Origin of the sequence: Paenibacillus tyrphae (assembly GCF_024158745.1) — a bacterium.
Lineage (GTDB): Bacteria > Bacillota > Bacilli > Paenibacillales > NBRC-103111 > Paenibacillus_G > Paenibacillus_G tyrfis_A.
Genome location: NZ_JAMZAW010000006.1, coordinates 71,976 through 94,788, shown reverse-complemented (window position 1 = coordinate 94,788; position 22,813 = coordinate 71,976). Strand labels below are relative to the sequence as shown.

Below are 22,813 nucleotides of genomic sequence, written 5' to 3'. Positions count from 1 at the left end.
TTAAAAATGCATAGGATCGAAAAAAGTGCCCATACCTTTGGGAGCCGGTATTGCGCTACAATATAAGGAAGCATCCAGACGATAAAGGAGCCTGTTCGCATGATTGCTTTGCTTGTTCGCCAATCTTTATTCCGCAAAATACTAAAGAGCTTTATCATCCTGATCGTCATCTTCGCACTGGTCGATGTCGCCATTTTCTCGCTAGTCAAAAACCGCCTTCACGGCGAACGGATCGAGCAGAACCGTTTGACGCTGCGCCATGCGGCGGACCGGTATCACTCCCAGTTCGAGCGGGTGAAGAACGCCCTGTACAAGCAGTACACGGACAAGGACGTGACCCGGCTGAACCGCCTCATCATCTCGATGACGCAGAAGGATTCGTTCAAAACTGGCGCGATTGTGGATGATATCCAAGTGATCGTACGGGAGCCGGAACTGTATTTGGACAATATGATGCTGCTGTTCAAGCCGGTTCCGCTGCTGGTGGACAAGAAGGGCGCCACCGAAGAGGAACGGCTGTTCTCCGACATCTTCACGAGCAATACGTATTCTTCTACATATTGGAAAGCGCAGTTCGAACGCGAGCCGAACTATGTCATTCATCCGGCGGCTTCGTTCTTTAACCCGGCGGAGCATCCGGAGGAAAAAACGCTCATTCCGTATTCCATCAAGCCGCCGACGGCAAGCTATCTGGTCGTCGCGATGATCGACGCCGAACGGCTGAAGCAAGCGATTGCCGGGGAGAGGTCCCCTCTCAATCTGACCATACTGGAGCCGGACGGGCGCGTCCTGTACCGGACGGCTGCCGGCGGATCGGAGCTGCCGGACGGGCTGCTGTCCGCGCTGCCGGCAGCCGGCGGCGGGCCGGATTACACAGTGCTGGACGGGAACTACTACTTCAGCCAACAAGATGCGGACGGCTTGCAGTACATCCTGACCGTTCCGGGCCTAAGCTTCGCGGAAGAGGCGAACCGGCTGAACAAGCTTATGCTGCTTGTGATGGCAGCGGCGGTCATCGTCAGTCTCGTGCTGTCGGTCCTGTTCAGCAAACGAATCCATAAGCCGGTCCGGGAGCTGCTTTCGTCCATCTCGAACCCCGGTGAAACGGCGCTGGATAGCCAGATCCACGAATTCGACCTGATCGGCCATAAAATTCAGACGTTGCTCAAGGAGAAAGACGAGATCCTCGGCGAGCTGCGGCAGCAGCAATCCGTGTTGAACGGCTATGACTATATCGCCAAATTGAAAAATATCAATCACGAGTTGAGCGACTGGCACAGCATTCCGCATCATGCGGAGACGTTTACTATCGTACTCTACGAGCTTCGCTTCCGCTCCGCCGCGTTCGTCGATATGCCGGTCAACCGGGAGCTCGCGGCCCAATCGATCGGAGAGCACCTCAAGCTGGTGACGGACGAGCGTTTCCCCGGCTCCTACACGTTCCGGATGGAGGCGCACCAATTCCTGTCGGTCGTGCCGGGCAACGAACGTGACCGCTTGGTGGCGATGCTGGAGGAGCTGAAGCCGATGCTCGACCGCGACCGGCGCCATTGTCTTGTCACGGCGGCCGTTAGCTCGTGGTTCGGCCATTCCGCCCAGCTCGGGCACGCCTACAAGCAGGTGCAGGAGATGGCCCGGCAAGCGAGACTGCTTGAGGAGATGCAGATCGTGCTGGAATGCCGCACCGATCCGTCTGTCTATGCGCTGACGCTGACGCAGGAGCAGGAGCTGAATGCCGCGCTGCAAGCGGCCAACGCAGCCGAAGCCGTCCGGCTCGTCGGACAATGGCTGGACGAGCTGGACCGGGACGAAGCGAGCGTCCGGCGGTTCCGGTTGTTCGCTTCCTCCGTCTCGGCGCAGGCGCAAAAAATCGTGGAACATTACAAAGTGGAGGCAAGCACCTCCTGGCGGCTGAAGCCGATGATCCAGCAGCTCGGAGAATGCTGTACGCTGAAGGAATACCGTGATACGCTGCAATCGTTCCTGAACGCCGTTACCGTATTCATCAAGGAGAAAAAGGAAGCTTCCGATCCGATCGTCGAGCATGTGCTCGGCGTGCTTCAAGGGCATTATGCGGAGGACCTCTCGCTGGAGGCGCTGGCGGGGTCGCTGAACCTGACGCCGGCCTACGTCTCCACCTATATTAAGGAGAAAACCGGGGTCAATTTTACCGACCATCTGCATGACATCCGCGTCCGGAAGGCGCAGGAGCTGCTGCTCGAAACCGGCATGAACATTCAGGAAATCGCCGAGCAAGTCGGCTACCGCAATATTTCCTCGTTTAACCGGATGTTCAAAAACCGCACCGGACAATCGCCCGGCGAATACCGGAGAACGCAAACGATGGCGCGAACTTCGTAAGGTAGGGAGATAGAACTAAGCATGGCGAATCAAGTATAATGGGATAAGAGACCAACTTAACCGTTCTGCGGAGGAATTATGATTCGCTACTCAGAGCCCGTCGTGCTAAAAAGCAAAATTTCACCGCCCGTAACCCGCGAAACGCTCGTAGCGCGGGATCGTCTTCTGCACAAAATTTCCAAAGGCATGAAGGGAAGACTCACCACCGTCTGCGCCCCTCCGGGGTTCGGTAAGACGACCCTTCTGTGCCAATGGGTTCGTCATAACGAACAAGCGGCCGCTTGGGTATCGCTGGACGAGAGGGATAACGATCTGGCCCGCTTCTGGCGTTATGTCGTTCACGCTGTGGACGCCGCCATTATCCCCGGATTCGCCGAGCTGATGGCGCCTGTGCTGCACACCCTTCCGCAGGGCTCCGTCGATACCATGATCGATGTCATGATGAACGAGCTGCATTCGCTGGATCGGCCTGCGGCCTTGATTCTGGACGACTACCACTGCCTGTACGACAAAAGCATTCATGAAAGCGTCAGCTATATGATCGATATTTTACCGGATAACATGCATTTGCTGATCGCGAGCCGGACGGAGCTTCCGTTTTCGACGGCCAAGTGGCTGGTCAGGGATGAACGGACAGATATTCCGGCGCCCCATATGTTGTTCACCAGCGAGGAGGCGGAGATTTTTTACCGGGAAGTCGTAAACCTTCCTTTGTCTGCCGACCACATCGCCAAAGTGCTCGGGGTGACGGAGGGCTGGGCCGCCGGCCTGCAGCTCGTCTCCCTCTCGCTTCAGGAACGCCCGGATTACGAGCGGCTGGTGCATGCCTTCTCCGGCACCGATCTTAACATCGCCGATTATTTGTTTCACGAGGTGCTCTCCCGGCTGCCGGCAGAGCTGTATGAATTCGTGCTGCAAACGTCCGTTCTGCAGCGTATGGACGCTTCCATCTGCGACACGGTGACGCTTCGCGGCGACAGCCGGCTTCTTCTGGAACGGCTTCGCAGCCGCAATCTGTTCATCGTTGCGCTGGACGACCGTCATACATGGTTCCGGTATCACCATGTCTTCTCGGAATTTCTGCGCACTCGTCTGAGGCACGAGCAGCCGCAGCAATGGACCCGGTTAAACCGGATGGCAAGCCTTGGCTTTGCCGAGCGGGGGCTGTTCGACGACGCAATCGACCATGCGATTGCCGCCGAAGATTACGCGCTCGCCTCGGGCCTCCTCGACAAGCACATCTTGACGGTGCTGCTGCGGGGAGAGTTCGCCACCCTGCTGAGCTGGTTCGCCTGCTTCCCTGCCCGTACGGCTTGGCCGCCTCAATTGCATTTGCTGTATGCTTTTCTGCTGATCGTGACCGGACAATTCGAACGCGCCGAGGACGAGATGCGAACCGTTGAGATTCGGCTCGCCAACGGCGAATATGCTCCCGAAATCCGGGACAGCGTGCACAGCGGATTGTTTTTCGTCAAAGCGAATCTGATGTTTTCTAGCGGCCGGTATGAGCAATGGTATGCGTTTGCCGAGCGGATGAACGAGCTGCTGCCGGAAGACCCGGTCTTCTACAATTTCAATTTCAACGAATCGGAGCCTCTGGTCCGCCGCACCGCCTTCGGTTTGAAGGGCGCGCTGTCCGACGAAGCAGGGAAGATCGGCAGACGGTTCGTGCAAATGCTCGAAGCCCGCGGCTGGAAAGACTCGCTGATCAATCAATATGTTGTGCAGACGTTGGCCGAGTCCATGTATGAGTGGAACTGCCTGGAAGAAAGCCGTCAATTGTCGGAGCAGGTGGAGAAAGTGTCCCGGGCCAAACGGATTCCCGGCTTGTTCGTGCCGAACCGCATTACGCAGGCCCGCATCGATATCGCCGAGGGCCGTCTGTCGCTCGCCGGGGAAACGATGGATGAAGCGATCGACTTCGCGTCCCGCTATACCGAATACTATTGGGTTCGCCCGCTCCGGGCGTTCCGAGCGCGAATTCATTTATTGCAGGGCCGGATCGATGAGGCCGCCGGGCAGATCGCCCTGCTGCAGCTGCCGCTAGACCGCAAGCCGACGTACAATCGGGAAATGGAGGTTTTGAGCGCCACCCGCCTGCTGGGAGCCCTGGGCAAGGAAGACGAAGCTCTTCGTCTGCTGGAGCAGCTAAAGCCGCAAGGCCGCAGGGAAGGCTGCTGGATCAGTATGATCGAGATTCCGATCCAGCAGGCGCTGATGGAGCAGCGGCGCGGGCAGTCGGGTCAAGCACTCGACTTTCTGCACGAAGCGCTCAGCGCCGCCGAGCCCTATACGTACATCCGCAGCTTTGTGGACGAAGGCCCGGCGATGGCGCGTCTGCTTCAGCAGTACGTCACACAGCAAAGCGCATCGGAGCCGGAAACGCGCTTGACCGCCTATGCGGACAAGCTGTTCGGATGGTTTCCGCAGCCGGACGATCCGCCTGCCGTTCCCTCTTCCGCCGGGCTCGTGGAGGCGCTGACGCCAAGCGAATGGAGAATGCTGAACGGCATTCGGCAAGGAGCCTCGAACAAGCAAATTGCTCAGGATCATGCATTAAGCGAAGGCACGGTGAAGGTTTACCTGTCCCGCTTATACGGCAAGCTGGGCGTCTCCTCCCGCACCCAAGCGCTGCTGCGGGCGCAGGAGTTGGGGCTTTTCGATCGGCAGGATTCAGAGTGTTGAGAAAGTGATCAAATAGGCCAATAGAGGTGTACGAGGGGGTGGGGTATCCACTTCCGACCGCTGTTGTCATCGGGAAATTTGATTAGAAGCCGCTTATCAGCGGACATTTCCCGAAGACAAAGGCGGCCGCTATCGCTTCTCCAGTGGATACCCCACCTCTGTATGTTTCTCTATTTCAGTCAAAAACCTCTTTCTCAACACTCTGAAAGCACCGTCCGTCGGATGCTTTCCGGCAAAATAGCCAAACGTCAAGCAATGACCTTATGTTTCTTGTTTCCTAGCGGCACGATGGCCGCAGGTTTGGTATAAATACAGCGGATGACGAACTCGGCCAACGTGAAGTTCAGCACCATCGCACCGTAGACTCCCAGCGTATAGCTGAGCGCATATTCGACGCCGAACCCGTTATGAAGAACAAACGTGAACATATGGATAAATAGATTCGTGAAGCAAAAAGCGTAGCTGCGAACCATCCATTTCCGATGGCTGTCGACCTGCTTTCGTTTGATTTGCACAAGCGCTGCGACGGTCAATCCCATAAAAATAAGATTCATCACATTAAACGCGATGCTGTTGATTTTTCCTCCCGTCGAGTAAGGGGCCATATAGCCCGAAGTGAGGACGACAACCGCAACGGACAGGAGGTACAAGTAGCCGTTTACCCGGTGCAGCTTCCGGTGCTTGCTCAATATTTTCGTCGAAAAGTTAATGGCCCCCGCGATCATGGCCACGCAGGCAAAAACAATATGAACATACATCACATTTAACCAGACCGGGAGAACGACGGGGCGCTTCAGACCGGTTTTATGGTTCAGAAATTCAGCCGCTTGCGGGTCATGAATGAAATTAACGTACGTCACGTAAAGCATATAGACGACGGCAACGACGATCATCAGCAGGTGCAGCAATTTGCTTCGGCTTTGCAGCCTTCTCATGCGAACAATCCCCTTTCCATTTTAGAGACCGGACCGTCCGGTTTCTTTTTTTATTATATATTACCAAGTACTATAGCTCACCCATAAAATGTTACAATATATGTACAAGCAAAAGAGCCCTTACATTCCGCACAACGATAAGGCGAGAAAGGAATCTGTCCATGCGTAAAGGCGAACAAACGAAGGCCCACATCATTAAAAAATCCGCGGAGCTGTTTAATCTAAGGGGATACTCCGGATCAACGATACAGGATATTATGGAAGCGACCGGCTTGACCAAAGGAGGCATTTATCGCAACTTCTCCAATAAAGACGAAATTGCCTTTGCCGCGTTCGAATATGCGGGGAAGGTGCTGTGGGAGCATTTCTCGGCGGCGATCCAAGGCTCCGAGACCGCTACGGAGAAAATATTGGCGATGTGCGGCGTATACCGCGACGCGGTTCATCATCCTCCGATCCAGGGCGGATGCCCCTTTTTAAATACCGCCGTAGAAAGCGATCATGCGTACCCCAGCATGCGCGAACACGCGCTGACAGCTTATAACGGGATGCTGTCGTTTCTGCAAAGCATTTTGCAGCAGGGTATAGCCGACGGGGAATTCAGAGCCGACCTGAATACCGAATCGGTAGCTTCCTTCGTCTTCTCCTCGATCGAAGGCGCCATTATGGCAAGCCGGTTGACCCAGGACAACAAGCATGTCGGATATGCAATGAAGCATATTGAGCAATTGCTGGGCACCTATAAGCGCGCTTCGGAAAAATAAGGCGCACAAAGTCCTGCTGCCTGTAGAGAGGGAGCAGGGCTATATCCTTTTTACCCTTTTCCCTGCCGGGATGCACCCGTGCTGAATCGCCTGACGTATATTTTTAACCATCCAGTTGTTATAATGTATAGGAAGTTAACAATTAAGGGAGACGTCTACATGGAACTCGATCATCTGATTACTTCTAAATTTCGTGAAATCAAAAGTGTGCTTTCCGCCTACTTAACACAAGTACTTCCTGCCTATGACATTTCCCCGATTATGATGTATACGCTCGAATATTTGCGCAAACATCCGGAGTGCATTGCCGTTGATATCGCGAATGAGTTCGGTTTGACGCGGGGAGCCGTCACTCAGCTTCTGGATAAGTTGGAAGAGCAAAATCTCGTTGTCCGCAAGCCGCATCCGAACAGCCGCAGGAGCTTGTCCCTCCAAGTAACGGATCAAGGAAATGAACTTGTAAATGCGATTCTCGATGCGTACAATAAGAAAATTGAAAAGCTATTTGTAAATTACTCGGCGGACGAGCTTGCGTCCCTGAAGCAGCTTTTGGAGAAGCTGCCTTTGTAAATCCCAATGCCTTGTGCGTTGGGATTTTTTATTCTGTCTTGACTTTATTGTTTATTTTATATATTGTTTAGTTAATAAACAATAAACATTAGGAGTGGTTAATGCATGAATAAAATTATTGCCATTACCGGAGCTTCCTCTGGCATCGGACTAGCAACCGCCATCTTATTTGCTGATCAGGGGTGGACGGTTTATGCAGGCACCCGCAACGTCCTGCGCGATCAGGAGCAGCACGGCGGTCGCCCTAACCTTCATTTCCTTGAAATGGAAGTTACGCAGCCAGAGTCGTTGGAGCGGGCTTTCGCAACGATCGAAGAGAGGCACGGACATTTGGATGTGCTTTTCGCGAATGCAGGCTTTGGCTTTCTACGTTCTCTGGGGCAGGCTACGTTCGAGGAAATTCAAACCGTCTTCGATACAAACGTCTATGGAGTCATGCATACCATTCGTGCCGGGCTCCCGCTCCTGCGCAAGGCGGCATCCGGTCATCTGATAGCTACAACAAGTGTCGGGGGGTTAGTCGGTCAACCTTTAAACGAAATTTATTGTGCCAGCAAGTTTGCGGTCGAAGGCTTGTTAGAGAGCTTAGCCACTTACTACAAGCCGACTTTTAACGTCGATGTCACTTTGCTCGAACCCGGCGCAATCGCAACCCATTTCAACAGTACCGTACTCGCGCATGTCGAACAAACCGGCGGCATCCGCGACGATGAATACAAACCCGTCTTCGAAACGTATATCGGCACGTTCTCCAAACGGAATGCCGTTCCGCAAACGCCGGAGTCCGTCGCTGAGGTGATGCTAAAGCTGGTGAACATGGAGACGAAGCCGCTGCGTATTCGCACATCGGAGCAAGCCGACGCTTTCGTGCGCTTCAAAGTGGAGCAAGATCCTACCGGACTCGAAGGCATGCTGAATACCCGTAAGCTGCAATTGAATATGTAAAACGAAACGAGAGGTGCAGTAAATTATGCTGCGCCTTTTTCTATACCCGGATGTCGAAGCAAAAAAAGCCTTTTGTTATAGGATGATTTATAATGATGGGAGCCTATATTATTCAAGGAGTGAAGTACAATGCAGGAGCCACCGCAACATTCCGTGTCGACGCACGGAGTTGTCACCACGCTGCAGGCGATCGGGGGAAAGTGGAAGCCGCTGATTTTGTTCATCCTGCTGGAAGAAGGGACGAAACGGTTCGGAGAATTAAGGCGCCATCTCCCCCATGTCACGCAAGGCATGCTGACCAATCAACTGCGCGAGCTGGAACGGGACGGACTGATCACGAGAGTCGTCTATCACGAAATTCCGCCCCGGGTTGAATATTCGTTATCGGAACACGGAAAAACGCTGCAAGCCGTGCTCAAAGGCATGTGCGATTGGGGCTACATGCACAGCAGTTGGATACAAAGCGATCAGCAGTCGGCCGCAGCGCAACAAGCCGAAAAAAAATAAGGGAGGGATCGTTCCCTCCCTTAGCTTGTTGAGAAAGTGGTCAATTGAGGTGATAGAGGTTACGAGGGGGTGGGGTATCTACTTCCGGTCACTGTTGTCTGCAGGAAATTTCTATTAGAATTCGCTTAGCAGCGGATATTTCCCGCAGACAAAGGCGAACGCTATCGCTCCTCCAGTAGACACCCCACCTCCGTATGCATCTCTATTTTTGTAAAAGCCACTTTTTCAACACTCTGAGGGAGGGTAGTTCCCTCCCTGAGCATTATGACCTTCAAACATCTGACCACCTGCCGCCGGCATCGCATGTCGCGGCTAGACCAGTTCTTATCGGCTCTTAACCAGCAGCTGCACGGCCTCTTGGATCACTTGATCGGGCGAATTGCCTTTTTCCAGCTCCTCCCGGATACAGTGCTCCAGATTCGCCCCGATGACCGTGCCGATCGTCCGGTCTACGGCCGTCCTTATCGCAGACAGCTGCGTTACGATGTCTCTGCAATCTTTTCCTTCTTCCAGCATGCCCAGCACTCCGCGGATCTGGCCTTCGATCCGCTTCAGCCGGTTTTTGACCGCATTATCGTATTCCACACCGACTCACCTCTTCTAAATAAACAAATTCAAGCCCGAATCCTCGGCATCGCCCAAATAGGCCGCTACGCCGGCATAATCGATACCGTCGATTAATTCCTCCTTGCGGATGCCCATAATATCCATACTCATCGTACATGCGACCAGCTTGACGCCGGACCGGATCGCATTGCCCATCAAGGCTTCCAGTGAATCGACATTTTTGCGCTGCATGACGCGGCGAATCATCTTGGCGCCAAGACCTCCCATGTTCATTCTGGACAAAGGAAGGGCGGCCGCGCCTTTGGGCATCATCATCCCGAACATCGCTTCCAAGCCGTCCTTCTTGAGGGCCGGGGATTCGGCCTTGCGCAGCACGTTCAAGCCCCAGAAGGTGAAAAACATCGTGACCGGCTTGCCCATCGCCGCGGCCCCCGAAGCAATGATGAAGGCGGCGATCGTTTTGTCCAGGTCGCCGCTGAACACGACCATGGTCGCGCCGTTTTTGGACGAAGCCGGGACGAATTGCTGCGGCGTGGCAGCGGCCCCTTTCACGAGCACCGCCCGCACGCCTTCGGGCGAAGATTCGACCGTCTCCAGCGGATTGCCTGTTTTTTCGCACCATTTGGCAATATCCGCGGCGAATCCGAAATCGGTGGCCTTCACTTCGAGCCGTTCTCCCGGCGCCATTTGCCGGACAGCTTCGTATACTTTCATAATAGGGCCTGGACACTGCAATCCGCAAGCGTCGACCTGAACTTGAACTTGAACAGGAGAATCCGGGGCCGGAGAATCGGTCGGCACCGCCGACGGACCGCTGCCCGTCTCGGGAGCCGGAAGCGGCGGCTCGTCAGCCATCGCGGCGTACGTCCTGTAGCCCCCGTCCAAATTGCGCACCCGGTATCCGTGCTGCTGAAGAAGCCGGGCCGCGACATAGCCCCGCAAGCCGACCTGGCACGAGACGACAACCGGATGTTGGAGCGGAAGCTCGTGCAGCCGGTTGCGCAAATCGTTCAGTGGAATGCAGACCGAACCCGGAATGTAGCCCGCCATCCGTTCGGCGTCGTCCCGGACATCGACGAGCAGTCCGCCACCCTCGACATACGCGTCCACCTCGTGCCACTGCATCGTCTCGACCAAGCCTTCCATCACGTTGGACGCGACGTATCCGGCCATGTTAACCGGGTCCTTGGCCGACGAATACGGAGGTGCGTACGCCAGCTCCAATTCGGCCAGCTCGGCTGCCGTCAGTCCTCCGCGCATCGCCGCGGAAATCACGTCGATCCGCTTGTCTACCCCATCCTGCCCAACGGCTTGCACACCGTAAATCGCGCCGCTTGCTTTATCGAACAGCAGCTTGAGCGACAGCGGCGCAGCTCCGGGATAGTACCCGGCGTGGGAGGCCGGATGGATATGGATAGCCTCATACGGCACCCCCAGCTTGTTCAGCGTCTTCTCATTTACCCCGGTGACGGCCGCGGTCAGGTCAAATGCTTGGACAATCGCCGTTCCGTAAGCCCCGGGGTAGGAGGCTTTCCGCCCTTGAATCGCGTCCGCAACCAGCCGCCCTTGACGGTTGGCCCCCCAAGCGAGCGGCACGACTGTTTCGAAGCCGAGCGTCCGGTCTTTCACTTCGATCGCATCGCCGACCGCGTAGATGGACGGATCGCTCGTTTGCAGCCGTTCGTTTACACGGATCGCTCCTCTCACGCCAAGCTCAAGCCCCGCCTCGCGGGCCAGTCCGCTCTCCGGCGTCACGCCGATGGCCAGCAGCAGCATATCCGTCCGGAGAACTTGCCCTGTGGACAGGCGCAGCGTTTTCCCGCGATCTTCGATGGCGACGACGGACGCACCGAGCACAAGATCAACTCCTTGGAGACGCATGTGCCGTTCCACCGGTTTGGCCATCTCGGGGTCAAGCGGCCCCAGCACCTGCCCGTTCCGCTCCACCAGCGTCACTTCAAGACCGCGATGGCGCAGATTTTCGGCCATTTCGACGCCGATAAACCCTCCGCCGATAATGGCGGCATGACGCGGCTTATGCCCGTCAATCCATGCGTGAATCCGGTCCGTATCGGGAATATTGCGCAGCGTGAACACCGCTTCCGCCTCGGTTAAGCCGGGAATTTCCGGCACGATGGGCTTCGCCCCCGGCGATAACACGAGAACATCGTACGAATATTCCGCTTCTTCTCCGGTATCCAATTGCTTGACCCGTACTTTTTTGCCCGCCCGGTCGATCGCCGTCACTTCCGTTCGCACCTTAACGTCGATGCCGAACCGGTCCTTCATCCCCTGCGGCGATTGAAGCAGCAGCTTGTCGCGGGATGCAATCGTCCCTCCGATATAATAAGGCAGCCCGCAATTGGCAAACGAAATATGCTCTCCGCGTTCGAACATCGTGATCGAATCGTGCTCGTTCAAACGTCTTAATCGGGCAGCCGCCGTAGCGCCGCCCGCCACTCCGCCAACGATGACAATATTTCTAGGCACGGCAATCAGTCCTTTTCTATAAAATAAGAAATACCCTATGGGGTATATGATATACCCAGTGGGGTATAAAAGTCAACCGGACAACGAGAAAAAGAGCCGTGCGCCGGCACGACTCCCGAACAACTTTATTCGATTCAACTCACACGACCTCTTGCATGCCCGTATTTGCTTTTACCAGAATCTCATCGTACTTCTCGTCGTTGCGTTTGGATGAGAGCAAGGTTCCGGCAATGGCGCCCACGAATCCGATCGGGATCGAGATAATTCCCGGATTCGTCAGCGATATGAGCGGCTCTCCGACGAGAATGGCCTTCCCTGCGACCGGGTCCCACACGTTAGGGCTGACCATCACCAAGATCAAAGAACTGATCAAGCCTACGAGCATTCCCGTCACGGCGCCGGCGGTATTGAATCTGCGCCAGAACACGGTGAACACGAGGACCGGCAGGTTGGCGCTCGCAGCAACGGCGAAGGCCAGCGAGACCAGAAAAGCAACGTTCAGCTTCTGGGCAAACAGCGCCAGTATAATCGAAATTATCGCAACTCCAACGGAGGCCAGCTTGGCGGATCTTACCTGCTCCTTCTCCGTCGCCTTCCCTTTACGCAAAATATGGCTGTAGAAGTCGTGTGCAAAAGCCGAGGCCGCCGAGAGCACGAGTCCAGCAACGACCGCCAGAATCGTAGCAAACGCTACAGCCGAGACGAAAGCGAACAGGAAATCTCCGCCGAGCGCCTTAGCCAGCAGCGGGGCCGCCATGTTGCCGGCCGCGTTCGCCTGCACGATCACATCCTTCCCGACAAAAGCAGCCGCGCCGAAGCCGAGGAAAATCGTCATGACATAGAACAGCCCGATAACCCAAGTAGCGACAACCACAGACTTCCTCGCGGTCGGGGCGTCTTTTACCGTAAAAAAGCGGATCAAAATATGCGGTAGGCCCGCAGTACCGAGCACAAGCGCCAGATTGAGCGAGATCGTATCCAGCCCGTTCGTAAACTTGTTGCCCGGATTCAAGAAGGCTTCTTTCAGCGGCGTAGCCTTCGCCATCTCGTCGAACATATGAAGGAGATTAAAGTCGAATTTGGCGAAGACAATCAGCGAAATGATGAACGTACCCGCCATCAGCAGCACGCATTTGATGATCTGCACCCAGCTCGTGGCCGTCATGCCGCCGAACACGACGTAGACGGTCATCAGCGCTCCAACGATCAGGACCGAGGTCGAATATTCGAGACCAAGCAGCAGCTTGATCAAGGCTCCGGCGCCCACCAATTGGGCGATCATATAGAAGATCGAGATCGTGATCGAGTTCAGCGCCGCCACGCCCCGCACTTTCTTGTTGTCGAAACGGGCCGCGATCATATCCGCCATCGTATACTTGCCCAGATTGCGCAGCGGCTCCGCCACCAGATATAACACGACAAGGTACGCGACAAGAAAGCCGATGCTGTAAAAGAAGCCGTCGAAGCCGAACAGCGCCACCATGCCGGCGATCCCCAGGAAGGAAGCCGCAGACATGTAGTCGCCCGCTATGGCCAGACCGTTCTGCCAGCCGGTTAACCCGCCCCCGGCGGTGTAAAACTCGCTGGCGGTCTTCGTTTTTTTTGCCGCATAATACGTAATGACCAGCGTTCCCGCCACGATGATCAGAAACAAGAGAAAGGCCGTATTCATCATCGGCTACCCCACCTTCCGCAGGCTCGTTTTGGATTCGTCTTTGATTTGTTCGGCCAAGGCGTCGAACTCGACCGCCTTGCGGGTATACAGCGAACACAGCACCCAAGTCATAATAAATTGCGCAAAAGCGAAAATCCATGCCCACGTGATCGAACCGACCGCTTTGGTGTTCAGCACTTGCGAATACGAGGTCAGGACCGGAAGAATGAAGTAGAACACGAGGAAAAAGATCGACATCGGCAGGATAAAACGTTTCTTTTGGACCATCAGTCTGCGAAACGTATCGGAGCGTACGATTTCGCTGTAAGCATTCCTTCGGGATTGTTCTTTCATGGGATTTCCCTCCTGCAAAGTTTGATCGTCGCTCTTGGTCTAACGTCTGCCGGAAATACCGGCCGCTGCGCTATCGGAACCAAGAAGCTTTTTTCATCGGCCCCAGATCCCAGTAATTTACTTGTAAGCGCTTTATAATTGTAGCATAGGAACATGCAGATCACTTGAACTTCGGCGCGAAATGTCAAAAAGCGCACCCCAAACGGTTAAAAGCCGTCCTGAACAGCGGCCTTTCCCGGCCTGTTACTCTCCCTGCAGCCGCTTGATCAATTCCTTGGCCGCGACTCTGGACAAAGGCACTTTGCTCCGCCCGGCATCCTTCAAGACGACGTTGTAAGCGCCGTTAAACCACGGCTCGATTTCATCGATGCGGTCCACGTTGACCAAATAGCTGCGGTGCGTCCGGAAAAAAGCATACCCCGTCAGCTTCTCCTCCAGCTCCTGAAGCGTCTGCCGGGTCATATGCACCTGCCCGTCGGCCATATGAATTTGCGTAAGCTTCTCTTCCTTAACCGCATAGCTAATCTTCGCCGGCTCGACCACCACCATACGGCTGCCGTCATCGATCAACAGCTTTGGCTTGAATGCGCTCCGGGACCGGCTCGCCCCATCCACAGCCAACGAAGCCGCCGCGGCAGCGGACGGGATCACCGTCCCTTCGGAGGGAGCCCGCATTTTGCGTATTCTCTGCAGCGTTTGACGCAGGCGTTCCTCGTCGTAAGGCTTTAACAAATAATCGGCCGCTTCCAGACGGAACGCTTCTACGGCATACTGCTCGTAAGCCGTAGCAAAAACAATATACGGCCGCGGCTCGACATCCATCAGCTTGTGCGCGGTCTGCACCCCGTCCAGGCCGGGCATATGAATGTCGAGAAAGACGATATCCGGCTTGTGAACTGTTGCCAGTTCCAGTAATTGAACGCCGCTCGTAGCGAAAGGCAGCAGCTCGACATCCCGTTCCCGGGACAATAAATAAGTCAGCTCCTCCCGCGCCAGCCGCTCATCCTCTGCGATCATCACTTTCATCTATCGCTTCACGCCTTTCCTCCGCTTGATAAGGTATCGTACATTCGATGCACGCCCCTCCCTCGGGCGGGTTAAAAAATTTCAGCCTTGCTTCCGGGCCGAACAAGTGGATCAGCCGCCGGTTCACGTTATAGACTCCAATGCCCGTACTCTCGCTCCCGCCGCCCGTGACCGGAGAAGCTCCCAGTGTCTCCAATACGTCCGCTGGAAAACCGTTGCCGTTGTCCTTGACCACAATGTGAACCCCATCCGCTACTCGGCGGAGCTCGACATGAATGTCGCCCCTGTCCGTCCGCCCTTTAAAACCATGATGAATGCTGTTTTCCACCAGCGGCTGGAGCGTGGAAGGCGGGATGGACACGGATTCCAGGCCGGGATCGCATTGACAATCGACGGAAAGCTGGTCCTCGAACCGGATATTCACGATACCGAGGTACGTATGAAGATGCTCCAATTCCTTATACAGCGGGACAAGCGGCGCTTGGGTCATCGTCAGGTTCATGCGCATGTAATGCCCGAGCTGCACGGTAACCCGTCTGGCTGCTTCGGGCTTGATGCGAATCAGCGTGACGATCGCATTGAGCGTATTGAACAAAAAGTGCGGGTTAATTTGCGCCTGAAGCGCTTTCAATTCTGCATCCTTCATCAAGCTTCTCAGTTGCTCCGCCATCGCGATATCGAGCTGAATCGAGATCAGCTTGCTCAGCCCTTGGGCAAAAGCCTCCTCCACCGGACGGATCTGCCTGACACTGGGATAATACAATTTGATTAATCCCGCAACTTGTCCCCCGCTTCGGATCGGAACGATAATCGCCGCGCCGATCGCCGGGTGGTGCGGCTGAATCTGCTCCTTCGTTCGGGCAATTTGAATCTCCCCGGTTTGGACCGCCTTCCTCGACAATTCCGAAGCGATCGGCGTTCCTTGAATGCCCGGCATCATCCCGGTGCCTGCATGCGCCAAGATTTGCTTCGTATCCGTAATGGCGACCGCACTGGCGCGAAGCTCGCGGCGCAGTACATTGGCCGCCGCTTCGGCGGTCTCGAAGGTCAGCCCCTGCTTAAGAAAAGGAAGCGCCATCTCCGCGATATGCAGCGCCCGCTGTGTCTCGGAGGCGGCGGCCCTCTCCTCCTCCTTCATGGCTGCTTGAATCATCGCAACCAAAATACCGACCCCTACGCTGGTGGCCGCCACCATCGGGATCCCGATGAGATCCACCGTGCGGATCGCGGCAGGCGAAGACTCGTTCACGATCAGCACGACGCCCATTTGCAGGATGGGAGCGAACACGCTGATAAACAGCGCCTTCACCGGCGCGATGACTCTTTCTTCGGCAAAGAAACGGGCGACCAGTCCGGCCAAGAGACCCAAGATTGGCGTAGACACCGCATCGGCGACACCGGTAATTCCGCCCAGGCTGTACGCGTGAATGCCGGAGATGAGACCGGCCCCCGTGCCTACGGCGACCCCGCCAAGCAGACCGGCCACCATCACCCCGATCAGCGCCGAATCCGCCATCGCCTCCTCCGGCTGAAGGGAAGCTACGAGAAAAGAAGAGTCCACCCTCTCCCCGGTAATCGTCACCCCGGCGTACGTGCCTCCGATGCTGACCAGACCGAAAACCAGCGAAAACGTCAATCCGGTTCTCCAATCCGGCCGCCGGTCGAGCAGGTAACGGAACTGCGGGATTCGGGTAAGGATGAACGTGATCAACAATAGCAGGCCCATCCGCTCCATGAGCAGCAAAGTTAAGTGCTGCATCCCCATCCCCCGTTCCTTGGTTAGTTATCCCCATTATACCCGGAATTGAGCGCGGGAGAATAAACTTTTTGGATCGACTGCGACCCTGCTTACGAAATAAAAAAAAGCACCATAAAGGTGCGCAGGCTGTTGAGAAAGTGGACTTTTACGAAAATAGAGATGTAAACGGAGGTGGGGTATCCACTGGAGAAGCGATAGCGGCCGCCTTTGTCTTCGGGAAATGTCCGCTACTAAGCGGCTTCCAATCAAATTTCCCGAGGACAAGAGCGGTCGGAAGTGGATACCCCACCCACTCGTACACCTCTATTACTTCAATTGAGCACTTTCGCGACAAGCACAGCACCTTGCAGGTGCTGTGAACCGAGTTACTTGACAATCAGCACCGGAACTTTGGAGTGCTGTACCACATGATGGCTGACGCTGCCAAGAACAAATTCGCGCAGGCCGCCTAGTCCTCTGCTTCCCATAATGATCAGGTCGCATCCGCTTTCTTCGGCGTATTCCAGAATGGCAAGAGCCGGCTGTCCCTGCTTCAGGGTCACCTTCACGTCAGGCAGCTGCGAGGTTAAGCGTTTGGCTTCTTCGATAATCGCTTGGGCGGCGAGCAAGTAATCTTTATCCTCGTTGAACGGTGCGGCATACAGCGGCCCTCCGAACACGGGAACGGGGATATGGCAGACATGAATCACTTCAAGCCTCGCGGCATGATCTTGAGCAAATTTTATGGCCTTTTCCAGCGCTTTTACCGATAATGCCGAGCCGTCAAATGCGGTCAAAATGTTTTGATACGGCATGAACAACATCCCTTTCTCTGAGATCTACTATAATTTATGTTACCGTTCTTCCTCCCCGATCGGAATGACATTGATCACAGTATTGCTGCAACACGGGGAATACAAATGTAAACACAACCATACGATAAAAATAGAAATAAGGTGCGCCAAATGTCCATAGAAAACCGGCGTCCGATACGAACGCCGGTCATTTCGCGAATCATGCATTTTCTCTGTTTTTGAAATAAATTTGCTTCAGATACGCTACTGTTTTGTTCATCCTCATCTGATTTGACCCTTTTACAAGAATAGTTGTGCCAGGTTGTATAACACGAGCCAATGCCTTGTGAAGCTGTGCCTTGGAGACGAAGCTGTGCAAGTTTTGGGAGGGAAAGCCTGCTTGTTTGGCTCCAGCGATAATCTGTGAGGCATACTTTCCAATTGCATAGATATGAGTGATGCTTTTTCGCGCTGCATAGCTCCCTATTTCTTTATGGCCTTTGACTGCATATGCGCCTAATTCCGACATGGAACCCAGTACGGCAATTTTTTTGTTTTTGCCGGTAGCGGACAATACATCAAGGGCGGCTTTTACCGCATCCGGATTAGCGCTGTAAGAATCGTCGATTATTCTTATGCCTCTTCTCAAGTTGTAGACGTACAGCCGTCTTTTTGGCTTTTCATAGGTTTTGAGGCCGTTCTGGATCTGCTTCGGTGTAAATCCCAAACGATGCGAAATCCCAATTGCAAACAACGCGTTATAAATATTATGCCTTCCTAAAATAGGGATATAGAAACGGTGTTCTTTCCCGCCAAGCTTCACCCGGAATGTCATTCCACGCTTGGCGTTATGGATTTTAGACGCCCGGTAAACGGCTTTGTTGCGGATTCCGATTCGCACGATGCGGCCCTTGAATCCCTTCGTTCGCAGCAGTTTGGAATGCTGGTCGTCGGCGTTCAGCCATAAGGTCCCTGTCGATTTCATGTAACGGATTAATTCCGACTTCGCCTTGGCTACACCTTGAATTCGGCCGCCGAAATTGCCGATATGGGCCCTTCCAATATGGGTGATAACTCCTATATTGGGACGAATATAGTGGCAGTGGCGTTTGATGTTTCCGTAATACTGCATGCCATATTCCAAAACAACGGCCCGGTGAACAGAACAGAGCAATTTTGCATGCCTTTTGGTGGCCGAAATGGCATTTCTATTTTGGGGGGATTTGAAGATTTTCCAACGTTTCTTCAATATCGCGGCAATCATTTCTTTTGTTGTCGTTTTACCGGAACTGCCGGTGACCGCAATGATCGGTTTGTACAGACTTGATTTTTTCCTCATTTACCCCGTCCACCGCCAATCGTAAAATGTATCCCCTGCAAGACTTATCCCTTGATCATAACTTTTTACAATTATTTTAAAGGATAATAATTTTGTCCCAACAGGGGTACATGCCCGATTACTCAATTGAAGGCGGACTTAGGGTACCGGCTTCCCGGAAGAGGGGCTGGAGGGGCTCCGACCCTATCAATCAAAATCGTACCTTTCCTCCTTGAAGGGATCGCCGTACATGTGATACCCGTTCCGCTCCCAAAAGCCCGGCTTATCCTTCTCCATAAACTCGATGCCGCGCAGCCATTTGGCGCTTTTCCAGAAATACAGGTGCGGGACGACCGCGCGCATGGGATAGCCGTGCTCCGGCGAGAGCAGCACGCCGTTATGCCGGATACCGAGAAACGTCGTGTCGCGCAGGAAATCCGCGAAAGGCAGATTCGTGCTCCACCCGTGCTCGGCGTGCAGCATCACGTACTGCGCTTCCGGCTTCAGCTTAATCCGCTCCATCAGCGTGGCTACGGCCACGCCTTCCCAGACGTTGTCCAGCTTGGACCAGGTCGTCACGCAGTGGATATCGTTGCGGAACTCCCGGCGCGGCAGCGCCAAAAACTGTTTATAGCTCAGCGTCAGCTCCTCGTCCACCAGCCCGAACAGGCGCAGACTCCATTTGCCCATGTCGTTGTAGTAAGGAATTTCGCCATAATGCAGCACCGGAAAGCCTTCCGTCACTTTCTGACCGGGAGGCACACGCTCCGGCGCAGGTCCTCCCGCTTCCGGCTGCGGCATTTTGTCATCTATCGTCATAAACTACGCCTCCTTTTCACGCTGCGTCTTTTCCTTCTAGTATACCCATAAAAAGGGGGCCGGGCATTGCGGTCGCTCAACAGGCTTCACCTTAGAGCGCATACCTGCCGACTGCTAACGGTGAATGGGCAGCGTGACCTGGATCGTCGTGCCGACGCCCACCTCGCTGGCGATGTGAATCCGGCCCTTGTGATGCTCGATAATTTTGTGGCTGACGAGCAGGCCGAGTCCCGTCCCCGCTTCTTTGGTCGAATAGAACGGCTCGCCGATCTGTCGCAGCTGCTCCTGCGAAATGCCGCAGCCTTGATCGGCGATACGGACCAAGGCAAGACCCTGCTCCACAGCCTCCATACTTACGTCAATGGTCCCCCCTCGCGGCATCGCCTCGAATGCATTTTTCAAAAAGTTGACGAACACCTGCTTGATCTGATTCGGATCGCAGCGGATCGGCAGCGGATCGTCGGTTGGGAAGAAGCGGATCTCGATGTTAAGAAGCATCGCCTGCGCACTGGTCAGCATGATCACCTCTTGAACGAGCACGGCGAGGTCGGCGATTTTCATTTGAACCGCTTGCGGCTTGGCCAGCATCAACAGCTCGCTGATAATCACCTCGATCCGCTCCAGCTCCTCCTTCATAATCGGCAAATATTGCGAATAGCTGTGTTCCGACTGGCCCATCAGCTGAACGAAGCCCTTGAGCGCCGTCAGCGGATTGCGAATTTCGTGAGCGACCCCTGCGGCAAGCTGCCCGGCAATCGACAGCTTCTCGGACTTGAGCAGCAGCTCGTCCTTTCGCTTCTGCTCCGTAATGTCCTTGGCGATAATGTAGCAGCCAACCTGCTTGCGGTTGACGTAGATCGGGGCCGGTGTCGCGAGCAGATAGGCCGGTTGCCCCGACTTGCGGACGATCTTCATTTCCATGCCGGACAAGGCGCCTTCGTGCATGATTCTATGGAGCAGCGTCTGCGCTTCCTCTTCTTCGGAGGCCAGCAAATCGGCAAAAGGCATGCCGATCAGCTCCAGCACGGAATAGCCGGTAATGGTTTCGGCCGCAGGGTTCGCCGACGTGATGATCCCGCTCTTGTTAAGCGAGACGATCGCGTCCAAATTATATTTTTTGAGCGACGTATACCGGTCTACGCTTTCTTCCAGCATTTGCAGCATCAGCTTCTGGCCCGTAATATCCTGGATCGTCCCGCTGATCCGAAGCGGTCTTCCTTTCGAGGTCAATGTCGTAACGCTTTGAATCCGGATGAATTTGACCGTCCCGTCGCCCAGGACGATCCTGCATTCCACTTGAATTTCGCGCCCGGCCAACGCTCCCCCCATCGACTGCCGCGCCGCCTCCCGGTCATTCGGGTGAATGCGGGCCAACAGCTCCTCGTACGTCACGTCTGCATGCAGATCGGTTTGCAGAATGCGGCGCAGCTCGCCCGACCACAGCATTTTGTCGGTCAGCGCGTCCCATTCAAAGCTGCCCAAACGGGCGATGCGCTGCGATTGCGCCAGATTCTGCTCGCTATGGCGAAGCGCAGCCTGCGCCCGCTCCCGCTCCGTGACGTCCCGGCCGATATAAATTTCTTTCACTTGGAGTCCTTCCGGGTCGATGACCCGCTTCACGGAAACTTCAAACCAGACGTAATATCCCTGCTTGTGGCGAATCCGGCAGATGAACGAATCGGAGTCCCGAAAGGTTTGTTCTCCCAAGGACTCAAGATCGTCCGGATGGATGAATTCGGAGGTGTGCTTTCCGATCAGCTCCTCCGGTTCGAAGCCAAGCTGATGCTTGAGCGAAGCCGGGGAAACGAACTGCAGCACGCCGTCAATTCCGTAAGAGATGACGTCGCGCGTATGCTCCGAGACCATCTCGTACAGCTCCGCCGCTTGGAGCATCTGAGGTTCCTCAGCTTCCGGCCATTCCGATGCGTAGGCGCAGAAGCCGGCGTGCGATCCGTCCCGATCGCGGATGAGGATGACGTCGAGCTTTACCCGGACTGTGCCGCCGTCTTTGCGCAGGTAGCGTTTGACCACCGCTATCCCGGATGCGGCGCCAGGCTCAAGCAACGGTGCGGCTGCCTCCTTAACGCCGGGGTCATTCGGATAAGTAAGCTGCTTCTCCGGCCGATTCGCCAACTCCTCTTCGGTGTAGCCGAGCAGGCTGCCGAACGCGGGGTTGACCCTGACAAAATATCCTTCCGCCGAAATGAGCGCGATACCGCCGGGGGCATAGGTGAAGCAGTACTTGATCAGGGAATCCTGCTCCATGAAAAGCAGACACCTCCTTCGCATGTCAACCTGATGCGGTCACGCTTCATTTCACTCCGGGAAAAGCTTTTCCACCAGACGGTGCGCCGGCAACGTCCGGTCGGCGCGGATCGTACAGCTCGAAGGGTCCGCGATGCATGCCAAGAAATGATCCACCGCATCGGCGAACCCCCGGCGGTGCAAGATCGAATCCCAGCTTCCGAACGTTTGCTCTTGGGGGGAAGCGCCCGCTGTTCTCCATACCGCGGTTTCCATGTTCAGCACTTCGGCGGACCGGCCGCTTCCGTGCAGCTCCAGCTGTTCCAGATCGGCTCCCGCTTGACGCACCATGCTGAATTGCGCAACTGCCGCATCCTGCGGGGAGGCTGCGGATGAGCCATGACCGAAAGTCAAGGTGCCAGCTCCGAACAAAAGCCGTCCTTCGTGATCGGTGCGCTGACGGTACGACGCCACGTCGAAGGTGTCTCCGCCAAGCCACAGCAATAAATCGAGCATGTGAATCAAATCGTCGTATAGCGTATGCTTGGCACCGTGGCTTTGTAGCTTCGTCCGGTGCTTCGCCGCCGTCACCAGATCGAAGCCGCCCCCTTCCTCCATCCATCGCTTGGCCTGCACATACAGCGGCGCGAAGCGGCGATTGAACCCGACGGCAAGCAGCAGCCCGCGATCGGCGGCATAGGCCGCCATCCGTTCCGAAGCTTCGATGTCGTAAGCCAGAGGCTTATCGACGTAAACGTGAATTCCCTCCTTTAAGCATGTCGTTACGATGGTATCGTGCGTTTCCGTCGGACCGTGGACGAATACCGCCTCCGGCTTGGCCTGACGCAGCATTTCCGTGAGGGAAGCGTATCGTCCGGCGATCCGATACTGTGCGCCGATTCGGTCTACAGTCGACATCGAACGGCTGGACAGTCCCACGATATCGACGTTTTCGTTCGTCGATAACAGCGGCAAATATACTTTTTGGGCGATATCTCCCAGCCCGATGATGCCAATTTTGCGTTTCATTCGGATGTCCCCC

The 22,813-nt window shown here is 55.2% G+C and carries 18 protein-coding genes; 6 read left to right on the top strand and 12 right to left on the bottom strand.

Going from position 1 to position 22,813, the window contains the following annotated elements; genetic code table 11:
* Nucleotides 1-99 precede the first annotated feature (99 nt).
* Both NI000_RS10870 and NI000_RS10865 read left to right on the top strand, forming a co-directional pair.
* Nucleotides 100-2,361: an AraC family transcriptional regulator gene (locus NI000_RS10870; RefSeq protein WP_253410358.1), complete on the top strand. Its 2,262-nt coding sequence runs from the start codon at nucleotides 100-102 to the stop codon at nucleotides 2,359-2,361.
* A gap of 78 nt (nucleotides 2,362-2,439) precedes the next feature.
* Entirely contained in the window at nucleotides 2,440-5,046 is a 2,607-nt protein-coding gene (locus tag NI000_RS10865) for a LuxR C-terminal-related transcriptional regulator (RefSeq protein ID WP_253410356.1), read from the top strand.
* Nucleotides 5,047-5,294: 248 nt separating this feature from the next.
* Here NI000_RS10865 and NI000_RS10860 read toward each other — a convergent pair whose 3' ends face one another.
* Entirely contained in the window at nucleotides 5,295-5,981 is a 687-nt protein-coding gene (locus NI000_RS10860) for a DUF2306 domain-containing protein (RefSeq protein ID WP_253410354.1), read from the bottom strand.
* A gap of 161 nt (nucleotides 5,982-6,142) precedes the next feature.
* Here NI000_RS10860 and NI000_RS10855 point away from each other — a divergent pair, with 161 nt between their 5' ends.
* The 4 genes from NI000_RS10855 to NI000_RS10840 all read left to right on the top strand — a co-directional run bounded on the left by NI000_RS10855 (nucleotide 6,143) and on the right by NI000_RS10840 (nucleotide 8,767).
* Nucleotides 6,143-6,745 carry a TetR/AcrR family transcriptional regulator gene (locus NI000_RS10855; protein WP_253410352.1) on the top strand — a complete coding sequence of 201 codons (603 nt, stop codon included), beginning with the start codon at nucleotides 6,143-6,145 and terminating at the stop codon, nucleotides 6,743-6,745.
* Nucleotides 6,746-6,904: 159 nt separating this feature from the next.
* Nucleotides 6,905-7,315, top strand: coding sequence for a MarR family winged helix-turn-helix transcriptional regulator (locus NI000_RS10850; RefSeq protein ID WP_253410351.1), 411 nt, complete (start codon nucleotides 6,905-6,907; stop codon nucleotides 7,313-7,315).
* A 105-nt stretch (nucleotides 7,316-7,420) separates the two neighbouring features.
* Nucleotides 7,421-8,260 (top strand): SDR family oxidoreductase, encoded by an 840-nt coding sequence (locus NI000_RS10845; protein ID WP_253410349.1) that lies wholly within the window; start codon nucleotides 7,421-7,423, stop codon nucleotides 8,258-8,260.
* A gap of 129 nt (nucleotides 8,261-8,389) precedes the next feature.
* A complete protein-coding gene (locus NI000_RS10840) occupies nucleotides 8,390-8,767 on the top strand; it encodes a winged helix-turn-helix transcriptional regulator (RefSeq protein WP_253410347.1) in 378 nt (125 codons plus the stop codon).
* Nucleotides 8,768-9,091: 324 nt separating this feature from the next.
* On the opposite strand, the gene NI000_RS10835 is transcribed toward NI000_RS10840, so the two are convergent.
* The 11 genes from NI000_RS10835 to NI000_RS10785 form a co-directional block, all read right to left on the bottom strand.
* Nucleotides 9,092-9,352, bottom strand: a complete 261-nt coding sequence (locus NI000_RS10835; RefSeq protein ID WP_010493553.1) for a metal-sensitive transcriptional regulator — start codon at nucleotides 9,350-9,352, stop codon at nucleotides 9,092-9,094.
* 15 nt (nucleotides 9,353-9,367) lie between these two features.
* The gene (locus tag NI000_RS10830) at nucleotides 9,368-11,824 is read right to left on the bottom strand and encodes a CoA-disulfide reductase (protein ID WP_253410345.1); all 2,457 of its coding nucleotides are present in this window, start codon (nucleotides 11,822-11,824) and stop codon (nucleotides 9,368-9,370) included.
* Between the two features lie 139 nt (nucleotides 11,825-11,963).
* Nucleotides 11,964-13,499 carry a solute symporter family protein gene (locus NI000_RS10825; RefSeq protein WP_054972742.1) on the bottom strand — a complete coding sequence of 512 codons (1,536 nt, stop codon included), beginning with the start codon at nucleotides 13,497-13,499 and terminating at the stop codon, nucleotides 11,964-11,966.
* Between the two features lie 3 nt (nucleotides 13,500-13,502).
* Entirely contained in the window at nucleotides 13,503-13,832 is a 330-nt protein-coding gene (locus NI000_RS10820) for a DUF485 domain-containing protein (protein ID WP_010493559.1), read from the bottom strand.
* 243 nt (nucleotides 13,833-14,075) lie between these two features.
* The gene (locus NI000_RS10815; RefSeq protein ID WP_253410343.1) at nucleotides 14,076-14,858 is read right to left on the bottom strand and encodes a LytR/AlgR family response regulator transcription factor; all 783 of its coding nucleotides are present in this window, start codon (nucleotides 14,856-14,858) and stop codon (nucleotides 14,076-14,078) included.
* Nucleotides 14,833-16,617: a LytS/YhcK type 5TM receptor domain-containing protein gene (locus NI000_RS10810; protein WP_309247885.1), complete on the bottom strand. Its 1,785-nt coding sequence runs from the start codon at nucleotides 16,615-16,617 to the stop codon at nucleotides 14,833-14,835. Before NI000_RS10810 ends, NI000_RS10815 begins: the two co-directional genes overlap by 26 nt.
* A 365-nt stretch (nucleotides 16,618-16,982) precedes the next feature.
* Nucleotides 16,983-17,411: a universal stress protein gene (locus tag NI000_RS10805; protein ID WP_253410339.1), complete on the bottom strand. Its 429-nt coding sequence runs from the start codon at nucleotides 17,409-17,411 to the stop codon at nucleotides 16,983-16,985.
* A gap of 199 nt (nucleotides 17,412-17,610) precedes the next feature.
* The gene (locus NI000_RS10800; protein WP_253410337.1) at nucleotides 17,611-18,729 is read right to left on the bottom strand and encodes a UDP-N-acetylmuramoyl-tripeptide--D-alanyl-D-alanine ligase; all 1,119 of its coding nucleotides are present in this window, start codon (nucleotides 18,727-18,729) and stop codon (nucleotides 17,611-17,613) included.
* Nucleotides 18,730-18,915: 186 nt separating this feature from the next.
* Complete coding sequence (locus tag NI000_RS10795; RefSeq protein WP_253410335.1) at nucleotides 18,916-19,527, bottom strand: sulfite oxidase-like oxidoreductase; 612 nt, start codon at nucleotides 19,525-19,527, stop codon at nucleotides 18,916-18,918.
* Between the two features lie 114 nt (nucleotides 19,528-19,641).
* Complete coding sequence (locus tag NI000_RS10790) at nucleotides 19,642-21,792, bottom strand: PAS domain S-box protein (RefSeq protein ID WP_253410333.1); 2,151 nt, start codon at nucleotides 21,790-21,792, stop codon at nucleotides 19,642-19,644.
* Nucleotides 21,793-21,843: 51 nt separating this feature from the next.
* Nucleotides 21,844-22,800, bottom strand: coding sequence for a Gfo/Idh/MocA family protein (locus NI000_RS10785; RefSeq protein ID WP_253410330.1), 957 nt, complete (start codon nucleotides 22,798-22,800; stop codon nucleotides 21,844-21,846).
* Nucleotides 22,801-22,813: the final 13 nt, after the last annotated feature.